This is a genomic window from Klebsiella sp. GL120222-02 (assembly GCF_003097195.1).
Lineage (GTDB): Bacteria > Pseudomonadota > Gammaproteobacteria > Enterobacterales > Enterobacteriaceae > Klebsiella > Klebsiella variicola.
Window position 1 is genome coordinate 762,165 of the sequence record NZ_QEQO01000002.1, and the last position, 16,136, is coordinate 778,300.

At 56.6% G+C, this 16,136-nt stretch carries 17 protein-coding genes; 7 read left to right on the forward strand and 10 right to left on the reverse strand.

Annotated elements, in window-relative coordinates; translation table 11 throughout:
- Positions 1-3 precede the first annotated feature (3 nt).
- The gene (locus tag N438_RS09030; protein ID WP_110242522.1) at positions 4-1,056 is read right to left on the reverse strand and encodes an SDR family oxidoreductase; all 1,053 of its coding nucleotides are present in this window, start codon (positions 1,054-1,056) and stop codon (positions 4-6) included.
- Between the two features lie 97 nt (positions 1,057-1,153).
- On the opposite strand from N438_RS09030, the gene N438_RS09035 reads away from it, so the two are divergent.
- Positions 1,154-2,041, forward strand: coding sequence for a LysR family transcriptional regulator (locus N438_RS09035; RefSeq protein ID WP_110242521.1), 888 nt, complete (start codon positions 1,154-1,156; stop codon positions 2,039-2,041).
- Between the two features lie 105 nt (positions 2,042-2,146).
- Positions 2,147-2,458: a hypothetical protein gene (locus N438_RS09040; protein ID WP_012968478.1), complete on the forward strand. Its 312-nt coding sequence runs from the start codon at positions 2,147-2,149 to the stop codon at positions 2,456-2,458.
- Positions 2,459-2,579: 121 nt separating this feature from the next.
- Here N438_RS09040 and N438_RS09045 read toward each other — a convergent pair whose 3' ends face one another.
- Positions 2,580-3,062 carry a glutathione peroxidase gene (locus N438_RS09045; protein WP_012968477.1) on the reverse strand — a complete coding sequence of 161 codons (483 nt, stop codon included), beginning with the start codon at positions 3,060-3,062 and terminating at the stop codon, positions 2,580-2,582.
- Positions 3,063-3,220: 158 nt separating this feature from the next.
- Between N438_RS09045 and N438_RS09050 the strand changes: the two genes are divergently transcribed.
- Positions 3,221-3,784, forward strand: a complete 564-nt coding sequence (locus tag N438_RS09050) for a hypothetical protein (RefSeq protein WP_008807634.1) — start codon at positions 3,221-3,223, stop codon at positions 3,782-3,784.
- Between the two features lie 45 nt (positions 3,785-3,829).
- Here the strand turns inward: N438_RS09050 and N438_RS09055 are convergent, their stop codons facing one another.
- A complete protein-coding gene (locus N438_RS09055) occupies positions 3,830-5,113 on the reverse strand; it encodes a YeaH/YhbH family protein (protein WP_012968476.1) in 1,284 nt (427 codons plus the stop codon).
- An 85-nt stretch (positions 5,114-5,198) separates the two neighbouring features.
- The gene (gene yeaG, locus N438_RS09060; RefSeq protein ID WP_008807632.1) at positions 5,199-7,133 is read right to left on the reverse strand and encodes a protein kinase YeaG; all 1,935 of its coding nucleotides are present in this window, start codon (positions 7,131-7,133) and stop codon (positions 5,199-5,201) included.
- A gap of 416 nt (positions 7,134-7,549) precedes the next feature.
- Between yeaG and N438_RS09065 the strand changes: the two genes are divergently transcribed.
- Together N438_RS09065 and N438_RS09070 are read left to right on the forward strand one after the other, a co-directional pair.
- Positions 7,550-8,296, forward strand: coding sequence for a MipA/OmpV family protein (locus tag N438_RS09065; RefSeq protein WP_008807631.1), 747 nt, complete (start codon positions 7,550-7,552; stop codon positions 8,294-8,296).
- A gap of 61 nt (positions 8,297-8,357) precedes the next feature.
- Entirely contained in the window at positions 8,358-9,242 is an 885-nt protein-coding gene (locus N438_RS09070; protein ID WP_049010421.1) for an aldo/keto reductase, read from the forward strand.
- 55 nt (positions 9,243-9,297) lie between these two features.
- On the opposite strand, the gene N438_RS09075 is transcribed toward N438_RS09070, so the two are convergent.
- The gene (locus N438_RS09075; RefSeq protein ID WP_008807629.1) at positions 9,298-10,182 is read right to left on the reverse strand and encodes a D-hexose-6-phosphate mutarotase; all 885 of its coding nucleotides are present in this window, start codon (positions 10,180-10,182) and stop codon (positions 9,298-9,300) included.
- Positions 10,183-10,256: 74 nt separating this feature from the next.
- On the reverse strand, positions 10,257-11,252 hold the full coding sequence (gapA, locus tag N438_RS09080) for a glyceraldehyde-3-phosphate dehydrogenase (RefSeq protein WP_008807628.1): 996 nt from the start codon (positions 11,250-11,252) through the stop codon (positions 10,257-10,259).
- Positions 11,253-11,589: 337 nt separating this feature from the next.
- Between gapA and msrB the strand changes: the two genes are divergently transcribed.
- Positions 11,590-12,003, forward strand: coding sequence for a peptide-methionine (R)-S-oxide reductase MsrB (gene msrB / locus N438_RS09085; RefSeq protein ID WP_008807627.1), 414 nt, complete (start codon positions 11,590-11,592; stop codon positions 12,001-12,003).
- A 43-nt stretch (positions 12,004-12,046) separates the two neighbouring features.
- On the forward strand, positions 12,047-12,325 hold the full coding sequence (locus tag N438_RS09090) for a YeaC family protein (protein ID WP_004203787.1): 279 nt from the start codon (positions 12,047-12,049) through the stop codon (positions 12,323-12,325).
- 96 nt (positions 12,326-12,421) lie between these two features.
- Here N438_RS09090 and yajD read toward each other — a convergent pair whose 3' ends face one another.
- The 4 genes from yajD to ansA form a co-directional block, all read right to left on the reverse strand.
- A complete protein-coding gene (gene yajD / locus N438_RS09095; protein ID WP_002901254.1) occupies positions 12,422-12,766 on the reverse strand; it encodes an HNH nuclease YajD in 345 nt (114 codons plus the stop codon).
- Between the two features lie 147 nt (positions 12,767-12,913).
- On the reverse strand, positions 12,914-14,167 hold the full coding sequence (locus N438_RS09100) for a glycoside hydrolase family 18 protein (protein WP_012968474.1): 1,254 nt from the start codon (positions 14,165-14,167) through the stop codon (positions 12,914-12,916).
- Positions 14,168-14,337: 170 nt separating this feature from the next.
- Positions 14,338-14,979 carry a bifunctional nicotinamidase/pyrazinamidase gene (gene pncA, locus N438_RS09105; RefSeq protein ID WP_012542094.1) on the reverse strand — a complete coding sequence of 214 codons (642 nt, stop codon included), beginning with the start codon at positions 14,977-14,979 and terminating at the stop codon, positions 14,338-14,340.
- A 9-nt stretch (positions 14,980-14,988) separates the two neighbouring features.
- On the reverse strand, positions 14,989-16,008 hold the full coding sequence (gene ansA, locus N438_RS09110; protein ID WP_008807624.1) for an asparaginase: 1,020 nt from the start codon (positions 16,006-16,008) through the stop codon (positions 14,989-14,991).
- Positions 16,009-16,136 lie beyond the last annotated feature (128 nt).

Consider the following 16,136-nt stretch of genomic DNA (forward strand, 5'->3'; position numbering starts at 1 on the left):
CGCTCAGGGGATCACCCGCGCCGTTCTCAGCTGCGAAAACAGGCTGAAAAACATCTCGTCTGTGGCCTGCATCCGCTGGAAGCCAGCCCGGCGCAGTTTACTGCCATCGCCAAACATATCGTACTGCCAGCCGAACACGAAATCGGCAAACTGACCGTCGCTCAGGCGCAGAATGTCCGTTTCCACCAGCCGCTCTGCGGCCAGCTCGCGCCAGACGGCACGGTAGTCATTGAATAACTGATGAAATGAGAGCCTGACGGGTGGGGCGCATTCCAGTTCAAACCACTGCGCGATGCGCGGCCACAGCTCGCACCAGCGCCAGATATCACCATTATTGACGTTGAAGGCCTCGTTTTCCCCCGCCGGTGAGGTGGCGGCCCACAGCGTGGCCTCCGCCAGCAGATCGGCGTCAGTATGATCGACAATGCTGTGCCAGGTGGTTAACGTGCCGGGAAAGCGCAGCGGTAAACCCAGGGCTTTGCACAGTGACGCATACAGCGCGATGCTCAACGCAAGATTCATGGCGTTACCCGGCACCGGGCTGCCCACCACGCCGGGCCTGATAGCGCTCCAGTGCCAGGTTTTGCCTTGTTGAAAGTGGCGGAGCCACGCAAGTTGAGCGGCGTTAAATTCAGCCCCGGGTACGCCGGGGTCGCTTTCCCGCGCCGGGGTTTTAAAGGGGCCAAGATGGGCGCCATACACTTTATACCCCTGCATCAGGCTGACCGTCTGCAGCGGGGCGTTTTGTTCGACGTGGCTGACCAGATTACGCAGCATGGTAACGTTCGGCTCCACCATCTCGCTCCAGTTTCCGGCATTCATCCAGGCACTGTAAAAAATGTGGGTCACGGTGGACAGCGGCTGGAGTGCTTGCGTACTGTGCCGGGCATCGCGTAAATCGACGTGAATCATCGGGATCGCCCCCGGTTGCGACAGGGCGCGGTGGCTGAGGCCGATAACCTCCCATCCACGATGTAACAGGGTGTTGACCAGCTGGCGGCCAACGATGCCGCTGCTGCCAGCGACCAGTGCGACCTGAGAGGATGTCTTGTTCATGGTGTTTCTCCTGGGAAGGTGACCGACACAGTGTGCTAGATTATTTTTTTGCCACCTATCCCATGAAACGGATGACACTTATCAGCAGAATCATGAAATGAATAATAAGCTCACCGCCATCGCCACCTTTCTGCGCGTTGCCGAAGCCGGCTCATTTTCCGCAGCCGCCCGGCAGCTCGGGATGAAGCAATCTGCCGTCAGTCAGCAGATCGCCGCGCTCGAACAGGAGCTTGGCGTGGTGTTACTCCATCGTACGACGCGGGCCATGATACTTACCGAGCAGGGGGTGCATTACCGGCGTGATATGCAGCGGGTGCTGAACGCCATGCAGGAGGCGGAAAGGCGGCTCAACCCGGCGGAGCCTCAGTTTCAGGGACGAGTGCATGTCCAGCTGCCAAGCGGTCTCGGCAGTCTTCTGCTGCCGCATCTGCTGGCGCTGCAGAAACAGTATCCTGAACTGCACCTGATGCTGTCGCTCGACGATCGGATCGCCGATCTGGTTACCGAAGGGGTGGATGTGGCGCTGCGTCTCGGCCATGAGCCGCCGCCATCCCATGCTGCGCGGGTTCTGGCGCGGATTGAAACGGCGCTCTTTGCGGCACCAGGTCATTACGCCGTCCAGTCCGTGGACGACCTGGCGGAGTATCCACACGTTCGGTTTAGCGGCCTCCCGCTTGATGCTCCGCTGCGGATAATTTCCGCAGACGAGACGAGAGACGTGCAGGTTAAGACCGTTTTTCGGGCCAACACCAGCGATGCGCTGTTGCAGGCACTGGAATCCGGTATCGGCATCGGAGGGATGCAGCGACCGCTGGCGGCCAGGGCCCTCAGGGCTGGAAGGCTGGTGCCGATCCTGGCTGACTGGCGATTACCGGACCGTTTCCTGTATGCCGTCTATCCCGATGCCCGTTTTATTCCGCCGCGGGTCAGAAGCGTGATCGCCTTGATTGAGGCGCGACTGCCTGAGCTCACGGTGGGGAGCTGAGGGTAAGGCGCTCCCCCATTCAGAACCGTGCGCGGTATCGTGCCGCTCTCCTACAGGTGGTTTCTGATGTTAAGGTGAGACGTTTATCACCACAGGAGAACGCAAATGATTGTCAGGACCTGGCACGGCTGTGTGCCATTGCAACATGCCGAGGGGTTTGCCCGGCACCTTGAGCAGACCGGCGTGGATCACGCCCGGGGTATCCCCGGTAACAGAGGCGCGCTGGTGCGCCAGGAAAACCAGGGCGAATGGGCGCATTTTTTTCTCGCCACCTACTGGCAGGATCTTGCGGCGGTCAAAGCCTTCGCAGGCGAAGATTATCACGTCGCGGTCACTTATCCGGACGACGACGCATTCGAACTCCTCTCCGACCCCTACGTGTTTCAGCATGAAGTTGAGGCCGTGTCGCCACTGTAGGCTGATGACCGGGCAGGTGGAAGATCGGCCAGCAACAGACGGTTGCTGGCCGCGTGAGAGCGACGTCTACCTTGTATGGGCAGCCAGCCGCCGCTGGGTGAACGTGGCATGACGGGAACACTCAGCGCGTGAGGGCCGCGACAATGGAGGCCTCCATTTTCTCCGGCGTCGTCAACGGCGCAAAACGCGCGAGGGGTGTGCCGTCGCGAGCGATGAGGAACTTGGTGAAATTCCACTTGATCCGTCCGCCGAGCACGCCGGGCAACGCTTGTTTCAGATAACGAAACAGCGGGTGTGCGGCGGGGCCGTTGACGTCCACTTTCTCAAACATCGGGAAGCTCACGCCGTAGTTAACGTGACAGGTCTGCTCGATTTCATCCGCACCGCCGGGTTCCTGCTTACCAAACTGGTTGCACGGGAAACCAAGCACTACCAGCCCCTGAGCCGCGTACTTTTTGTAGAGCGCTTCCAGGCCAGCGTATTGCGGTGTGAAGCCACAATGGCTGGCCGTATTCACCACCAGAACCACCTTGCCAGCATAGTCAGACATTGAGAGGGGCTGGCCGCGCAGGCGGGTAGCCGTCAATTGATAAAAAGGGGTCATAGCAGGCTCCTGAGAGTAGAAACAGTTCAACGCTGACGATCGCGCGAATGTTTGAAGCAGATTAGGCAGTTATGATACACAGGGTTAGGGATTTGTACCTGGAGTGTTAAAAAAACGCCAGATGTCATAGAGAAAATCGCAAACAGGAACGGCTGAAAATGATGAAATATGTCTTATCGCTGGTGGTGGTAGCGATACTCGCAGGATGTACCAGCACGCCAAACTTGCCGCCTCGGGATACCATTGTGGCGATGAAACCCACAGAGTCCGGTATTGTCGCCAGCTCAGCGAAATACAGTTACCGCTTTGTCCGTGACGGTGTGCCTCAGGAATATCAGCGTTATAAGACCTTTTATGAACGCTTTCATCAACAGGCTTCCGGCGTGCGGGTTAACTTTGTCGTGGAACAACATGAGGTGACGGCGGAATATCTGGTAGTGATGGATCAGCGCAAACTGGATGCCGGGCAGCATAGCGAGCTGGTGAATCAGTATCATGCGGTGCAAATTGATAACGATCGCCTCGGGGTGTTGTTTAAAGCGACAGGATTTTGGACTGCATCGGACGCGTCAGATCTGGCCGCCGCCTACCAGTTAGCGCACCCCGTTGTGGTATCAATCAATGATAAGACCAAAACGATTAGCTCACTTGGCGCCGTCGCCATGGCCCCGTTGTTTCCATTTTACATGATGTATGGATGTGCCATCGGGCCTTGTGTCTGAGGAAAACAGCCAGCAAGTCACTCGACTCACTGGCTGAGTATTTAATTAAGCTTCACTTTTAGATGACTGCTTGTGAAACAGTTCGCGGAATACCGGGTAGATATCTTCCTGGTCGCGGATATGCTGCATGGCGAAATTATCAAAGGTCGCCTGCAGATGTTCATACTCGCGCCACAGGGTTTGATGCGCCCGGCGGGTAATTTCGATGTAGCTGTAATAACGCACCACCGGCAGGATTTTCTTCGCCAGCAGTTCGTGGCACAGCGGGGAGTCATCGGCCCAGTTGTCGCCATCCGACGCCTGGGCGGCGTAGATGTTCCACTGCGCCGGGTCATAACGGGCCTGCACCACTTCATCCATCAGCTTCAGGGCGCTGGAGACGATGGTGCCGCCGGTTTCCTGAGAATAGAAGAATTCGTGTTCATCCACCTCTTTTGCCTGGGTATGGTGGCGGATATAGACCACATCGACGTTTTTATAGGTCCGGCTGAGGAACAGATACAGCAGGATATAAAAGCGCTTGGCCATGTCTTTGGTGGCCTGGTCCATCGAGCCTGAGACGTCCATCAGGCAGAACATCACTGCCTGGCTGGAGGGCTCCGGCCGTTTTTCGTAATTTTTGTAGCGCAAGTCAAAGGTGTCGATAAACGGCACCCGTTCAATTTTGGCGCGCAGCTCAGCAATCTCTTTGCGCAGGCGCTCCTCCTCCAGCAGCTGCACCGGTTCGCTGCGGCTGATGGTCTCCAGATCCTCCTCCAGGGCGCGCAGTTCACGGCGCTTGCCAGCGGTCATCGCCGTACGGCGGGCCAGCGAGTTCTGCAGCGAACGCACTACGCTGATGTTGGCTGGCACCCCATTCGAGGTAAAGCCCGCGCGATGGGTTTTAAACTCATTCAGCTGCCGGTGCTGATTCTTCTTCAGGTTCGGCAGGGCGAGATCTTCAAATAACAGATCCAGGTACTCATCTTTCGAAATCTGGAAGACAAACTCATCCTTCCCTTCGCCGTCGGCGCTGGCTTGCCCCTGACCGCCGCCACCGCCGCCGCCACCGCCCTGCGGGCGCTCAATCCGGTCGTTTTGCACAAAATGATCGTTGCCCGGGTGGACGCGGTTGCGCAGGCCGCCGCGCCCCTGATGAAACATCGGCTCGTTGATATCGTCCGTCGGGATCGAGACGGATTCTCCGCTCTCAATATCGGTGACCGAGCGCTTGTTGATAGCCTCGGAAATCGACTGTTTAATCTGCGCCTTATAACGGCGCAAAAAGCGCTGGCGATTGACGGCGCTTTTGTTTTTCCCGTTCAGGCGTCGGTCTATGAACCAGGTCATATGCCCTCCTGTACTGCATTAGCCAACTTTGCTTATCATCATTCAGCTGCAGTTGACCCGGCGGCGTGCCGCCGGGCTTGACGCATCAGGACGATTTACGAACCCGCAGGTACCACTCGCAGAGCAGGCGAACCTGTTTGCGGGTGTAGCCTTTTTCCATCATGCGGTCGACAAAGTCGTCGTGTTTTTTCTGCTCATCGGTTGATGTTTTGGCATTAAACGAAATGACCGGCAACAGCTCCTCGGTATTAGAGAACATTTTCTTCTCGATAACCGTGCGCAGTTTCTCGTAGCTGGTCCAGTTCGGATTACGTCCGCTGTTGTTGGCTCTGGCGCGCAGCACAAAGTTGACGATTTCGTTACGGAAGTCTTTCGGGTTGCTGATCCCGGCCGGCTTCTCAATTTTCTCCAGCTCAGCATTCAACGACTCACGGTCAAACAGCTGACCGGTGTCCGGATCGCGATACTCCTGATCCTGGATCCAGAAGTCGGCGTAGGTGACATAGCGATCGAAAATGTTCTGCCCGTACTCGGAGTAGGATTCCAGATAAGCGGTCTGGATCTCTTTGCCGATAAACTCGGCGTATTTCGGGATCAGATAGCCTTTGAGGAACTCCAGGTAGCGCTCGGCGTTCTCCTGCGGGAACTGTTCGCGCTCAATCTGCTGCTCCAGGACATAGAACAGATGCACCGGGTTGGCGGCCACCTCGACATGGTCGAAGTTAAACACCCGTGACAGGATCTTAAAGGCAAAACGGGTGGAGAGCCCGTTCATCCCTTCATCCACCCCGGCGTAATCGCGATACTCCTGATAGGATTTCGCTTTCGGGTCGGTATCTTTCAGGCTTTCGCCATCATAGACCCGCATTTTCGAGTAGATGCTTGAGTTTTCCGGCTCTTTCAGGCGCGACAGAATCGAGAAGCGCGCCAACGTTTCCAGGGTGCCCGGGGCGCACGGCGCGTGGGTCAGCTCGCTGCTGTTGAGCAATTTTTCATAGATGCGGATCTCTTCGGAGATACGCAGGCAATAAGGCACCTTGACGATATAGACGCGGTCGAGGAAGGCCTCATTGTTCTTGTTATTACGGAAGGTCACCCATTCCGATTCGTTGGAGTGGGCGAGGATTATCCCGTTAAACGGCAGGGCAGAGATCCCTTCGGTCCCGTTGTAGTTCCCTTCCTGGGTGGCGGTCAGCAGCGGATGTAGCACCTTAATCGGCGCTTTAAACATCTCGACGAATTCCATAATCCCCTGGTTGGCACGGCACAACGCACCGGAGTAGCCATAAGCGTCCGGGTCGTTTTGCGCATAGTGTTCCAGTTTACGGATATCCACTTTACCCACCAGCGCCGAAATATCCTGGTTGTTTTCATCACCGGGTTCGGTTTTGGCGATGGCGACCTGCTCAAGAATCGATGGCCAGACTTTGACCACGCGGAATTTAGTAATATCGCCGCCAAACTCGTGCAGGCGCTTGGCCGCCCACGGCGACATGATGGTGCCGAGGTAGCGGGTGGGCACGCCATACTCTTTCTGAAGGATCTGGGCATCCTCCTGCGGATTAAACAGGCACAGCGGGTGATCGTTGACCGGGCTACGCTCGCCGTTGGCGCTCAGCACATAGATGGGCACGCGCTGCATCAACGCTTTCAGCCGTTCAGCCAGCGACGATTTACCACCGCCCACCGGCCCCAGCAGATAGAGGATCTGTTTCTTCTCTTCCAGCCCCTGGGCGGCATGCTTGAGATAGGAAACGATCTGCTCAATGGCGTCTTCCATACCGTAAAACTCTTCAAAGGCCGGATAGCGTGCAATAACCCGGTTTGAAAAGAGACGGGATAGCCGCGGCTCGAGAGCCGTATCAACCATGACGGGTTCACCAATGGCCATCAACAGACGTTCTGCCGCATTGGCATAGGCACTGCGATCTTGCCGGCAGATGGTAAGAAACTCCTGCAGTGTGAACTCTTCGTCCTTGGCAGCTTCATAGCGCTGGCGATAGTGATCGAATATATTCATGGCATGCCGTCCTTTCGTTTTTTAGCACAGGTTGAGAGCCGTTCATATGAGTAGTGGGGGCCCCCGGAAGACATAAGCTGAACGTCGCTCTCCAGATATCCAGCAACCCTTATGCCAGGTTGCGGGTGGAGTAGCGTGAATGTGCCCTGCAATTACACCTTCTAAATTTAAGCGTAGATGCATTTAGAAATCTTGCATGCCGCAGAAAATCAATTTCAATGACATATCAATAACTCATCCTGAAAATGACGCTTTTTGACACGCCAGGACGCGAAGCTGTCACCGGGCTGTCACCTCATGGTAAGAGAAGGGTGGGAAAGTGAACGATTTGTGTCATGTCGGGTAAAGAATTTGAGGCATGAGGCCTACGACGGTAAACTGCACGGGCTGATAATTTGACAACGGGAATATGGATTGTGACTAAAATCAAACTTCTGGCACTCGGCGTGCTGATTGCGACGTCCGCCAGCGCGGCGCATGCCGACGGGAAGTTCACTCTTGGGGCTGGCGTAGGCATCGTCGAACATCCGTATAAGCAATATGATGCGGATGTCTACCCGGTGCCGGTCATTAGTTATGAGAGCGATAACTTCTGGTTCCACGGTCTGGGCGGGGGCTACTACCTGTGGAACGACACCAACGATAAGCTGTCAATAACGGCCTACTGGTCGCCGATGTACTTCAAGCCGGGCGACAGCGACAGCGCGCAAATGCGTCAACTGGATAAACGTAAATCGACCGTGATGGCCGGTCTGTCTTATGTCCACAACACGCCCTATGGTTTCCTGCGCACGACGATTGCAGGCGATACGCTGGATAACAGTAATGGTATCAACTGGGATCTCGCCTGGCTGTACCGCTACACCAATGGTAACCTGACGCTGACGCCGGGCATTGGCGTGGAGTGGAACAGCGACAATCAGAACGAATACTACTATGGTGTCTCGCAGCATGAGTCCCGTCGCAGCGGCATGCGCAGCTACGATCCGGACAGCAGCTGGAACCCGTATCTGGAGCTGTCGGCTAACTATCGCTTCCTCGGCGACTGGAGCGTATACGGCATTGCACGCTATACCCGTCTGTCGGATGAAATTACCGACAGCCCGATGGTGGACAAATCCTGGAGCGGCCTGATCTCAACCGGGATTACCTACACCTTCTGATTGTGCATCATTACAGTGCGCTTTATGCATCAAAACAGGGCTTCACGCCCTGTTTTGCTTTATGGTGGTGCAGAAAGCTAAAGAGGAGGAGACGGTGAAAAAAACAGTACGCTTTGGCGAGCAGGCGGCGGTTCCGGCCATCGGGCTGGGCACCTGGTATATGGGCGAAAATGCGGCGCAGCGTCAGCAGGAAGTGGCTGCACTGCGCGCGGGCATCGACCACGGACTGACGGTGATCGATACGGCGGAAATGTATGCCGACGGTGGGGCGGAAGAGGTCGTCGGGCAGGCGATCCGCGGCCTGCGCGATCGCGTGGTGCTGGTGTCCAAAGTCTATCCCTGGCACGCCGGCGGAACGGCGATGCGCCGCGCCTGTGAAAACAGCCTGCGCCGGCTGCAGACCGACTATCTCGATATGTATCTCCTGCACTGGCGCGGGGATATCCCACTGCAGGAGACGGTCGAGGCGATGGAGAGGCTGGTGGCCGAGGGCAAGATCCGCCGCTGGGGCGTCTCTAATCTGGACACCGACGATATGCAGGCGCTGTGGCGGACGGCGGGTGGCGAACGCTGCGCGACCAACCAGGTGCTCTATCATCTCGCATCGCGGGGCATTGAATACGATCTCCTGCCCTGGTGCCAGCAGCACACTCTGCCGGTGATGGCCTACTGCCCGCTGGCGCAGGCGGGGCGCTTACGCGATGGACTTTTTCAGCATACCGATATCATTAATATGGCTAACGCGCGGGGGGTGACAGTCGCGCAGCTGCTGCTCGCCTGGGTGATTCGTCATCCGGGAGTGCTGGCGATCCCGAAAGCGGCCAGTATTGAGCATGTGGTGCAGAATGCCGCCGCGCTCGATATCGTCCTCAGTGCGGAAGAGCTCGCGCAGCTGGATCGCCTCTATCCGCCACCGCCGCGAAAAACCCGGCTGGATATGGTTTAATCAGCACCTCAGCCAGCGGAGAAAAAAGCCCCGTCGGAAACGGGGCTTTTTGCTGTTAGCGTTTTTTCAGGCTGATGGTCTGCGCCAGGCGAGAGGGGGTCTCTTCGCTGGCTTTCTGCGGCTGGGTCACGCAGCAGGTTTCGACGCAAACGAAGGTTTTGTAACCATCGTCCGGCATGTCGCCCATGCTGACGGACAGCGCCGGGCCCGGGTTCCAGGCCACCACGTTGTGCTGATGATGGTGCACGACGTCGATAGTGCGGTTAAGCGCATCGTCATGGATCACGCTGCAGCTGTCAGCGTTAAGGTAGACGCGGTCGGTGCGGTCCGGGAAGGTCTGCACGCCGTTGCTCAGGACGCCTTCTTCGGCATTCTTCACTTTATCGATATAGCGCTCTCCAAGACCACTCACTTTCACCGCTGCGATATCGCCGACGTTGAAGTAGGTATGCAGGGCAGAGGTGGTCTCGAATTCACCGTGGGCTTCCAGCTCGATTTCACAGGTCTTGCCCAGCTTAAAGCGGGCATAGAGGGTGAATTCGTGCGGCCAGAGCTTCATGGTTTCGGCGCTGTGCTGGAGCGCAAAGGTCAACATGACGCCGCTGTCGTCTTCGTCATGACCTTCCAGGGTCCATGGCAGATTGCGGGCAAAGCCGTGCGACGGCAGACCCTGCTGCGCGGAAGGGCCAAACCAGGGCCAGCAAATCGGCACGCCGCCGCGCAGGGCGACGCCCTGTTTAAATGGGGTGTTGTTGCTCAGCCACAAGACTTCTTCTTCACCGGCGGGTTTCCAGGAGAGCAGGTGCGCTCCCTGCAGCGCCACAGAGGCTTTCACCTGCGGATGGTCGATGACAATCAGCTCCAGGTCGTCCAGCTGGCGACGGGAGATCACGGGAGAAATGGTTTCATTCACCGGGAGAGCAAAAATTTTATTTATCATTGTGCAATCCTATCTCTGCAGACAAAAAAAAGAGCGACCGAAGTCGCTCTTACAGATTACTTTTTCATCTCAACTTATTTGGAGATGTGAGCAATCAGGTCCAGAACTTTGTTGGAGTAGCCAGTTTCGTTGTCGTACCAGGAAACCAGTTTCACGAAGTTGTCGTTCAGTGCGATACCTGCTTTAGCATCGAACACGGAAGTGCAAACTTCGCCGTTGAAGTCGGTAGAAACAACGTCGTCTTCGGTGTAACCCAGAACGCCTTTCATTGCGCCTTCAGAAGCGGCTTTGATGGCTTTCTTGATTTCTTCGTAGGACGCTGCTTTTTCCAGACGAACGGTCAGGTCAACAACGGATACGTTCGGAGTCGGAACGCGGAACGCCATACCGGTCAGTTTGCCGTTCAGTTCTGGCAGTACTTTACCTACTGCTTTAGCAGCACCGGTAGAGGACGGGATGATGTTCTGAGCTGCGCCGCGGCCGCCGCGCCAGTCTTTGTGAGACGGGCCATCAACGGTTTTCTGAGTCGCGGTGGTCGCGTGGACGGTGGTCATCAGGCCTTCAACGATACCGAAGTTGTCGTTGATAACTTTAGCCAGCGGTGCCAGGCAGTTGGTGGTGCAGGAAGCGTTGGAAACGATGTCCTGGCCAGCGTAAGTTTCGAAGTTAGCGCCGCGAACGAACATCGGGGTGTTGTCTTTGGACGGGCCAGTCAGAACGACTTTTTTCGCGCCAGCGGTGATGTGTTTACGAGCGGTTTCGTCGGTCAGGAAGATACCGGTTGCTTCAGCAACAACGTCAACACCAACTTCGTCCCACTTCAGGTTAGCCGGGTCACGTTCAGCGGTAACACGGATTTTTTTACCGTTAACGACCAGATGACCGTCTTTCACTTCAACGGTACCGTCGAAACGACCGTGAGTGGAGTCATACTTCAGCATGTAAGCCATGTACTCTGCGTCTAACAGGTCGTTGATTGCAACGATCTCGATGTCAGAACGTTTCTGAGCAGCACGGAAAACAATGCGACCGATACGGCCAAAACCGTTGATACCTACTTTGATAGTCATATATTCCACCAGCTATTTGTTAGTGAATAAAAGGTTGCCTGTAAAATTACAAAAACCTTACGCAGCGTCAAGCGGAATCGTGTCAATCATTGCGACAAATCAATCCTGAGCACACCTTGCGCGATTGATTTGCCTCACTCTCCCTTTGAGCCCAATTCCATATGGGGGCTGCGCGCGGAATTTTAAAGGGCATTTAAGATAAAAACGTGATTTAAGTCACAATTATCTGGCTGCCTGTTGGCACCGCATAAGTTTAGAACAAAAGTGCACGCTTCATTGTTAATGTTTTGTTAGAATTGGAGCGAAAGTTGTCCATTGCAAAGCGAGATGTAAGCCCATGGCGAATAAACCCTCCCCGGAAGAGCTGAAAAACGGCTTAAGCGAAATGCAGTTTTACGTGACGCAGCATCACGGCACCGAACCGCCTTTCACCGGACGGCTGCTGCACAACAAGAAAAATGGCGTGTATCACTGCCTGGTGTGCGATGCGCCGCTGTTTAACTCCCAAACCAAATACGACTCCGGTTGCGGCTGGCCGAGCTTCTATGAGCCGGTGAGCGATGAGGCCATTCGCTATCTGACCGACAATTCGCACGGCATGCAGCGCATTGAAATCCGTTGTGGAAATTGTGACGCCCATCTCGGCCACGTGTTTCCGGATGGCCCACAGCCGACCGGCGAGCGCTATTGTGTGAATTCGGCGTCGCTGAGCTTCACTGATGAGCAGAATGGCGAGCAGATTAAGGGTTGAAGAAACGATTCAGCAAATTATTCCAAGCGGAGTGGAGCGGAAGATGGATATTGAGCAAATTATCGACAGTATGACTCCGGAAGTTTACCAGCGTCTGGCGACGGCGGTGGAGCTGGGAAAATGGCCGGATGGCGTGGCGCTGACGCCGGAGCAAAAGGAAAATAGCCTGCAGCTGGTGATGCTGTGGCAGGCCCGGTATAACACCGACGCCCAGCACATGACCATCGACACCCGCGGGCAGATGGTGATGAAGAGTAAACAGCAGCTGAAGGAAGATTTCGGCATCGTGCCAAAGCCGATCGCCACCGTTAAGCTGCAATAAAGCGCCAGCCGGCGGCGCGTGGTTCCGGCGTCGGGGTCACCCCGCGCCGGACAGCATCAGCGTGAACGACCGCGCGTAGCGGCCAGATCGGCATGCTTACTTTTTGTTCATCATCGCTTTCAGATCGGCAAACGGGTTGTAGGTGGCCTCACCGACGCTCTTTTGCGCATCTTCGCCCGCCACCACCGTGGAGCCATACTGATCGGCTTCGGTGTACTTGGAATGTTCGTGATCGTGACAATACAGGCACAACATCTCCCAGTTACTCCCATCTTCCGGGTTATTGGAGTGGTCGTGATCGATGTGGTGCACCGTCAGTTCGCGCAGATTGGAGTAGACAAACTCCCGTGAGCAGCGTCCGCACACCCAGGGAAAAAGCTTGAGCGCCTTTTCGCGGTAACCCACTTCCAGACGCGCGTAATTTTTGGGGATATAGGCCATGGCCCCCTGCCTCCTGTCAAACGGTTAAGCTGCGCCAGCGCGTGGCGCAGCGGATAACTGGCATCATAACCTATCCCGGGCTGCGCGATATACCTGCATTGCAGGCGATGTTGTCTGCGTCACGCAGCCCGAGGGGAAGGGGCGTGACTAGTGTTTGATCCCCAGCGATTCCGCCAGCTGACGGGCCAGCTGATTCTGGTCATCGGCGCCATATTCCCAGAACATGGCCCCGGCGAGGCCCTTCGCCTTGATATAGTCCGCCTTAATGGCCACCGATCGCGGGTTCTCATACGACAGGGCGAACAGCGGCTTGCCCTCCGCGGACTGCACTGACAGCCACGGAACCTTCGCTTCATCGTCCCAGTGCTCGGTAAAACGTTTTTGCGGATCGTTGAGCAGTTTGCCCACGATATCGTTGTATTTTACGTAGGTGTCTTTGCTCAGGTCATAACCCAGTGAGGCAAACAGCGCGACCTCCTGTGGCCCAAAATAGGGCTGGGTGACCGGATTGTTTTGCGCATCCGCTTTCGTCCAGTCAATCCCCGGTTCAACTGCCCGTTTCGGTACCCGGCCATAAAAACCAATCCCGAGGTTCATCTGGCTGGGTTTAAGCCCGGCGGCCAGGTAATTGTTGACCACAAAATCGGCGCTGTATTTATCCGCCGCGGCGACCGTTGGCCAGTGGCTGGAGTCATACAGGTTCGAGTTGAAGTACTGCGTGCCGTAGGCCATGTCGTAGGTCATCAGGTTGATGTAGTCGAGCGATGGCGCAATCGCTTTAACGTCCACCCAACTTTTCGGACTTTCTGCGTTAGCCCCCACGGCAATAGTGACCAGTTTCCTGGTACCAAACGCTGCGCGCAGCTCTTTTAACAGCGCGGTAAAGTTATCGCGATCGGCCGGTTGACTGGCAACCAGCCCCCAGGCGCCGTTGACCGGAAACTCCCAGTCGAGGTCAATCCCATCCAGACCATATTTTTCAACAATTTCCTGCGCAGACTGAATAAACACCTTACGGGTTTCTTTGCTTGCCGCCGCGCCGGAGAAACCGCGCGCCCCCCAGCCGCCGACCGACAGCAGGACCTTGAGGTCCGGGTTCTGTTTACGCAGGGCCGGGAGCTTTTGCAGATCCGCCTGCACCTTCGGCGACAGCCAGATCTCGTGCAGATGAGCGGGATCCTTCAGGGCCGCATTAGTCTCGTCTTTTTCATCGTTATAGATAAGACCAAACGAGTAGTTGAGATGGGTGATCTGCCGGACGTCCAGCTTATCGATATCGCCGCCGGGCCCGGCAGTGACGTCGCCGCCGCCGTTAAAATAGCCGACGGACATCAGAGGTTGGGCAGAGAGCGCGGAAGCGCAAAGCAAGGGCAAGGCTGCCAGCAAGGGCAAACGTTTCATAGTGGTTCCTCTTTGACATAAAAAATAACCACGCCACGGAAATGGCGTGGCGAAAAAACAGCCTTGCCAGACTACCAGCAATAACCTGTTGAAACTGCGAGAGAGTTCAATTTATGGACGATAGCGAGGCGGCAGAAGAAGACCCGGCGCGAGGGCGCCGGGGGGAGGGATCAGGCCTGAGATTCCCGCCAGTCATCGAGGGTATACAGCGTGGCGCCCGCGGCGGCCATCTCCATAAACGCCTGGCTGCTGTCCTGCGGCTGCAGGTTAACGCCGCGACAGCCGTCGATGATGACATTGACCATATAGCCCAGCGCCAGGGCATCCAGCACGGTGAATTTGACGCAGTAATCGGTGGCGAGGCCGAGGACGGTCAGTTCCACGATGCCCTGGCCGCGCAGCCAGCCGTCCAGTTCAGTTTTCTGCCGGTGACCGTTGTCAAAAAAAGCGCTGTAGCTGTCAATGACCCGGTTTTGCCCCTTATGGAACACGGCGTTGATCGCCTGCTGTTTGAGCAGCGGATGCAGCGCCGCGCCTTCGCTGTGCTGCACGCAGTGATCCGGCCAGAAGGTCTGCGCCAGGCCGTCGAGTTCGCCCTGGGTGTAGGGTGCCACCTGGTGCTGGCTGGCGAAGCTGCCGTGATCCGCCGGGTGCCAGTCCTGGCTGGCGACGATGGGCTCGCCGCGCGCCAGGCTCCAGTCGATAAGCGCATTAGCCACCTCGACGGTACTGTCGCCTTCAGGAACCGCCAGCGCGCCGCCGGCGCAAAAGTCGTTCTGCAAATCAACCAGTAACAGCGCTCGATGTGCCATACGTCCTCCTTAAGCCTCGTCGGGGGTGAGTTCGCCACGCAGATTTTGCTGCATCGCCGCGCGAATGGCGTCAACATCCAGCTGCTGGCTAAGCAGATAGTGTAGCTTGGTCAGCGTCGCTTCCACCGTCATATCGAAACCACTGATGACCCCCGCCTGGGCGAGGGCGTTGCCGGTGGCATAGCCGCCCATGTTCACTTTCCCGGACATGCATTGCGTCAGATTGACCACCACAATACCGCGCTGGCTGGCTTCCGCCAGCACCTGAATAAACTCGCCATTCTGTGGGGCATTGCCGACGCCATAGGAGCGGAGGATCAGCGCTTTCACCGGCTGGCGCAGGAAATTGCGTACCACGTCGGCGGAGATGCCGGGGTAAATCGTCACCACGCCAATCGGCTGCGGGGTGATGGGGTGCACGATAAGCTCTCCGCGGCCCTGCGGCGCCGGCGGGGTACCGAGACGGCGAATATGGATCCCGGCTTCCAGCAGCGGCGCGAGGTTTGGCGAGGCGAAAGCGTCGAAGCCGTCGGCGTGGGCTTTAGTGGTGCGGTTGCCGCGAAACAGTCGATTGTTGAAGAACAGCGCCACTTCGTTAATCGGATAGTTGGCGGCGACGTAGAGGGCGTTGAGCAGGTTAATCTGACCATCAGAACGCAGCTCGGCCAGCGGGATTTGTGACCCTGTCACAATGACCGGCTTGCCAAGGTTTTCCAGCATGAACGACAGCGCCGAAGCGGTAAACGCCATGGTGTCGGTACCATGGAGGATCACAAAGCCATCATACTCATCGTAATGGCTGCGGATATCGTCGGCGATGTGCTGCCAGTCCTCAGGGGTCATATCGGATGAATCCATCAGCGGATGGTATTCATGGATCGTGAAGTCCGGCATCTCCGGACGATGGAACTCAGGCATCAGCGCCAACTGACGCTGCAGATGGCCGGAAACGGGTACATAGCCGTGTTCAGAGCGCTGCATACCGATGGTCCCACCGGTGTAGGCAACGTAAATCGATTTTTTTTGCATAGCATCGCTTAGGTTGGTCGTAGACAGGCGCAGTATAAAGAGACGCAGGAAAAAATACAGTGTCGGTCGCTGGCTTTGTGGCGGTGTTGGCAGGTGCGGGAAAAAGGCTGCCCCGGGAGACGGGGCAG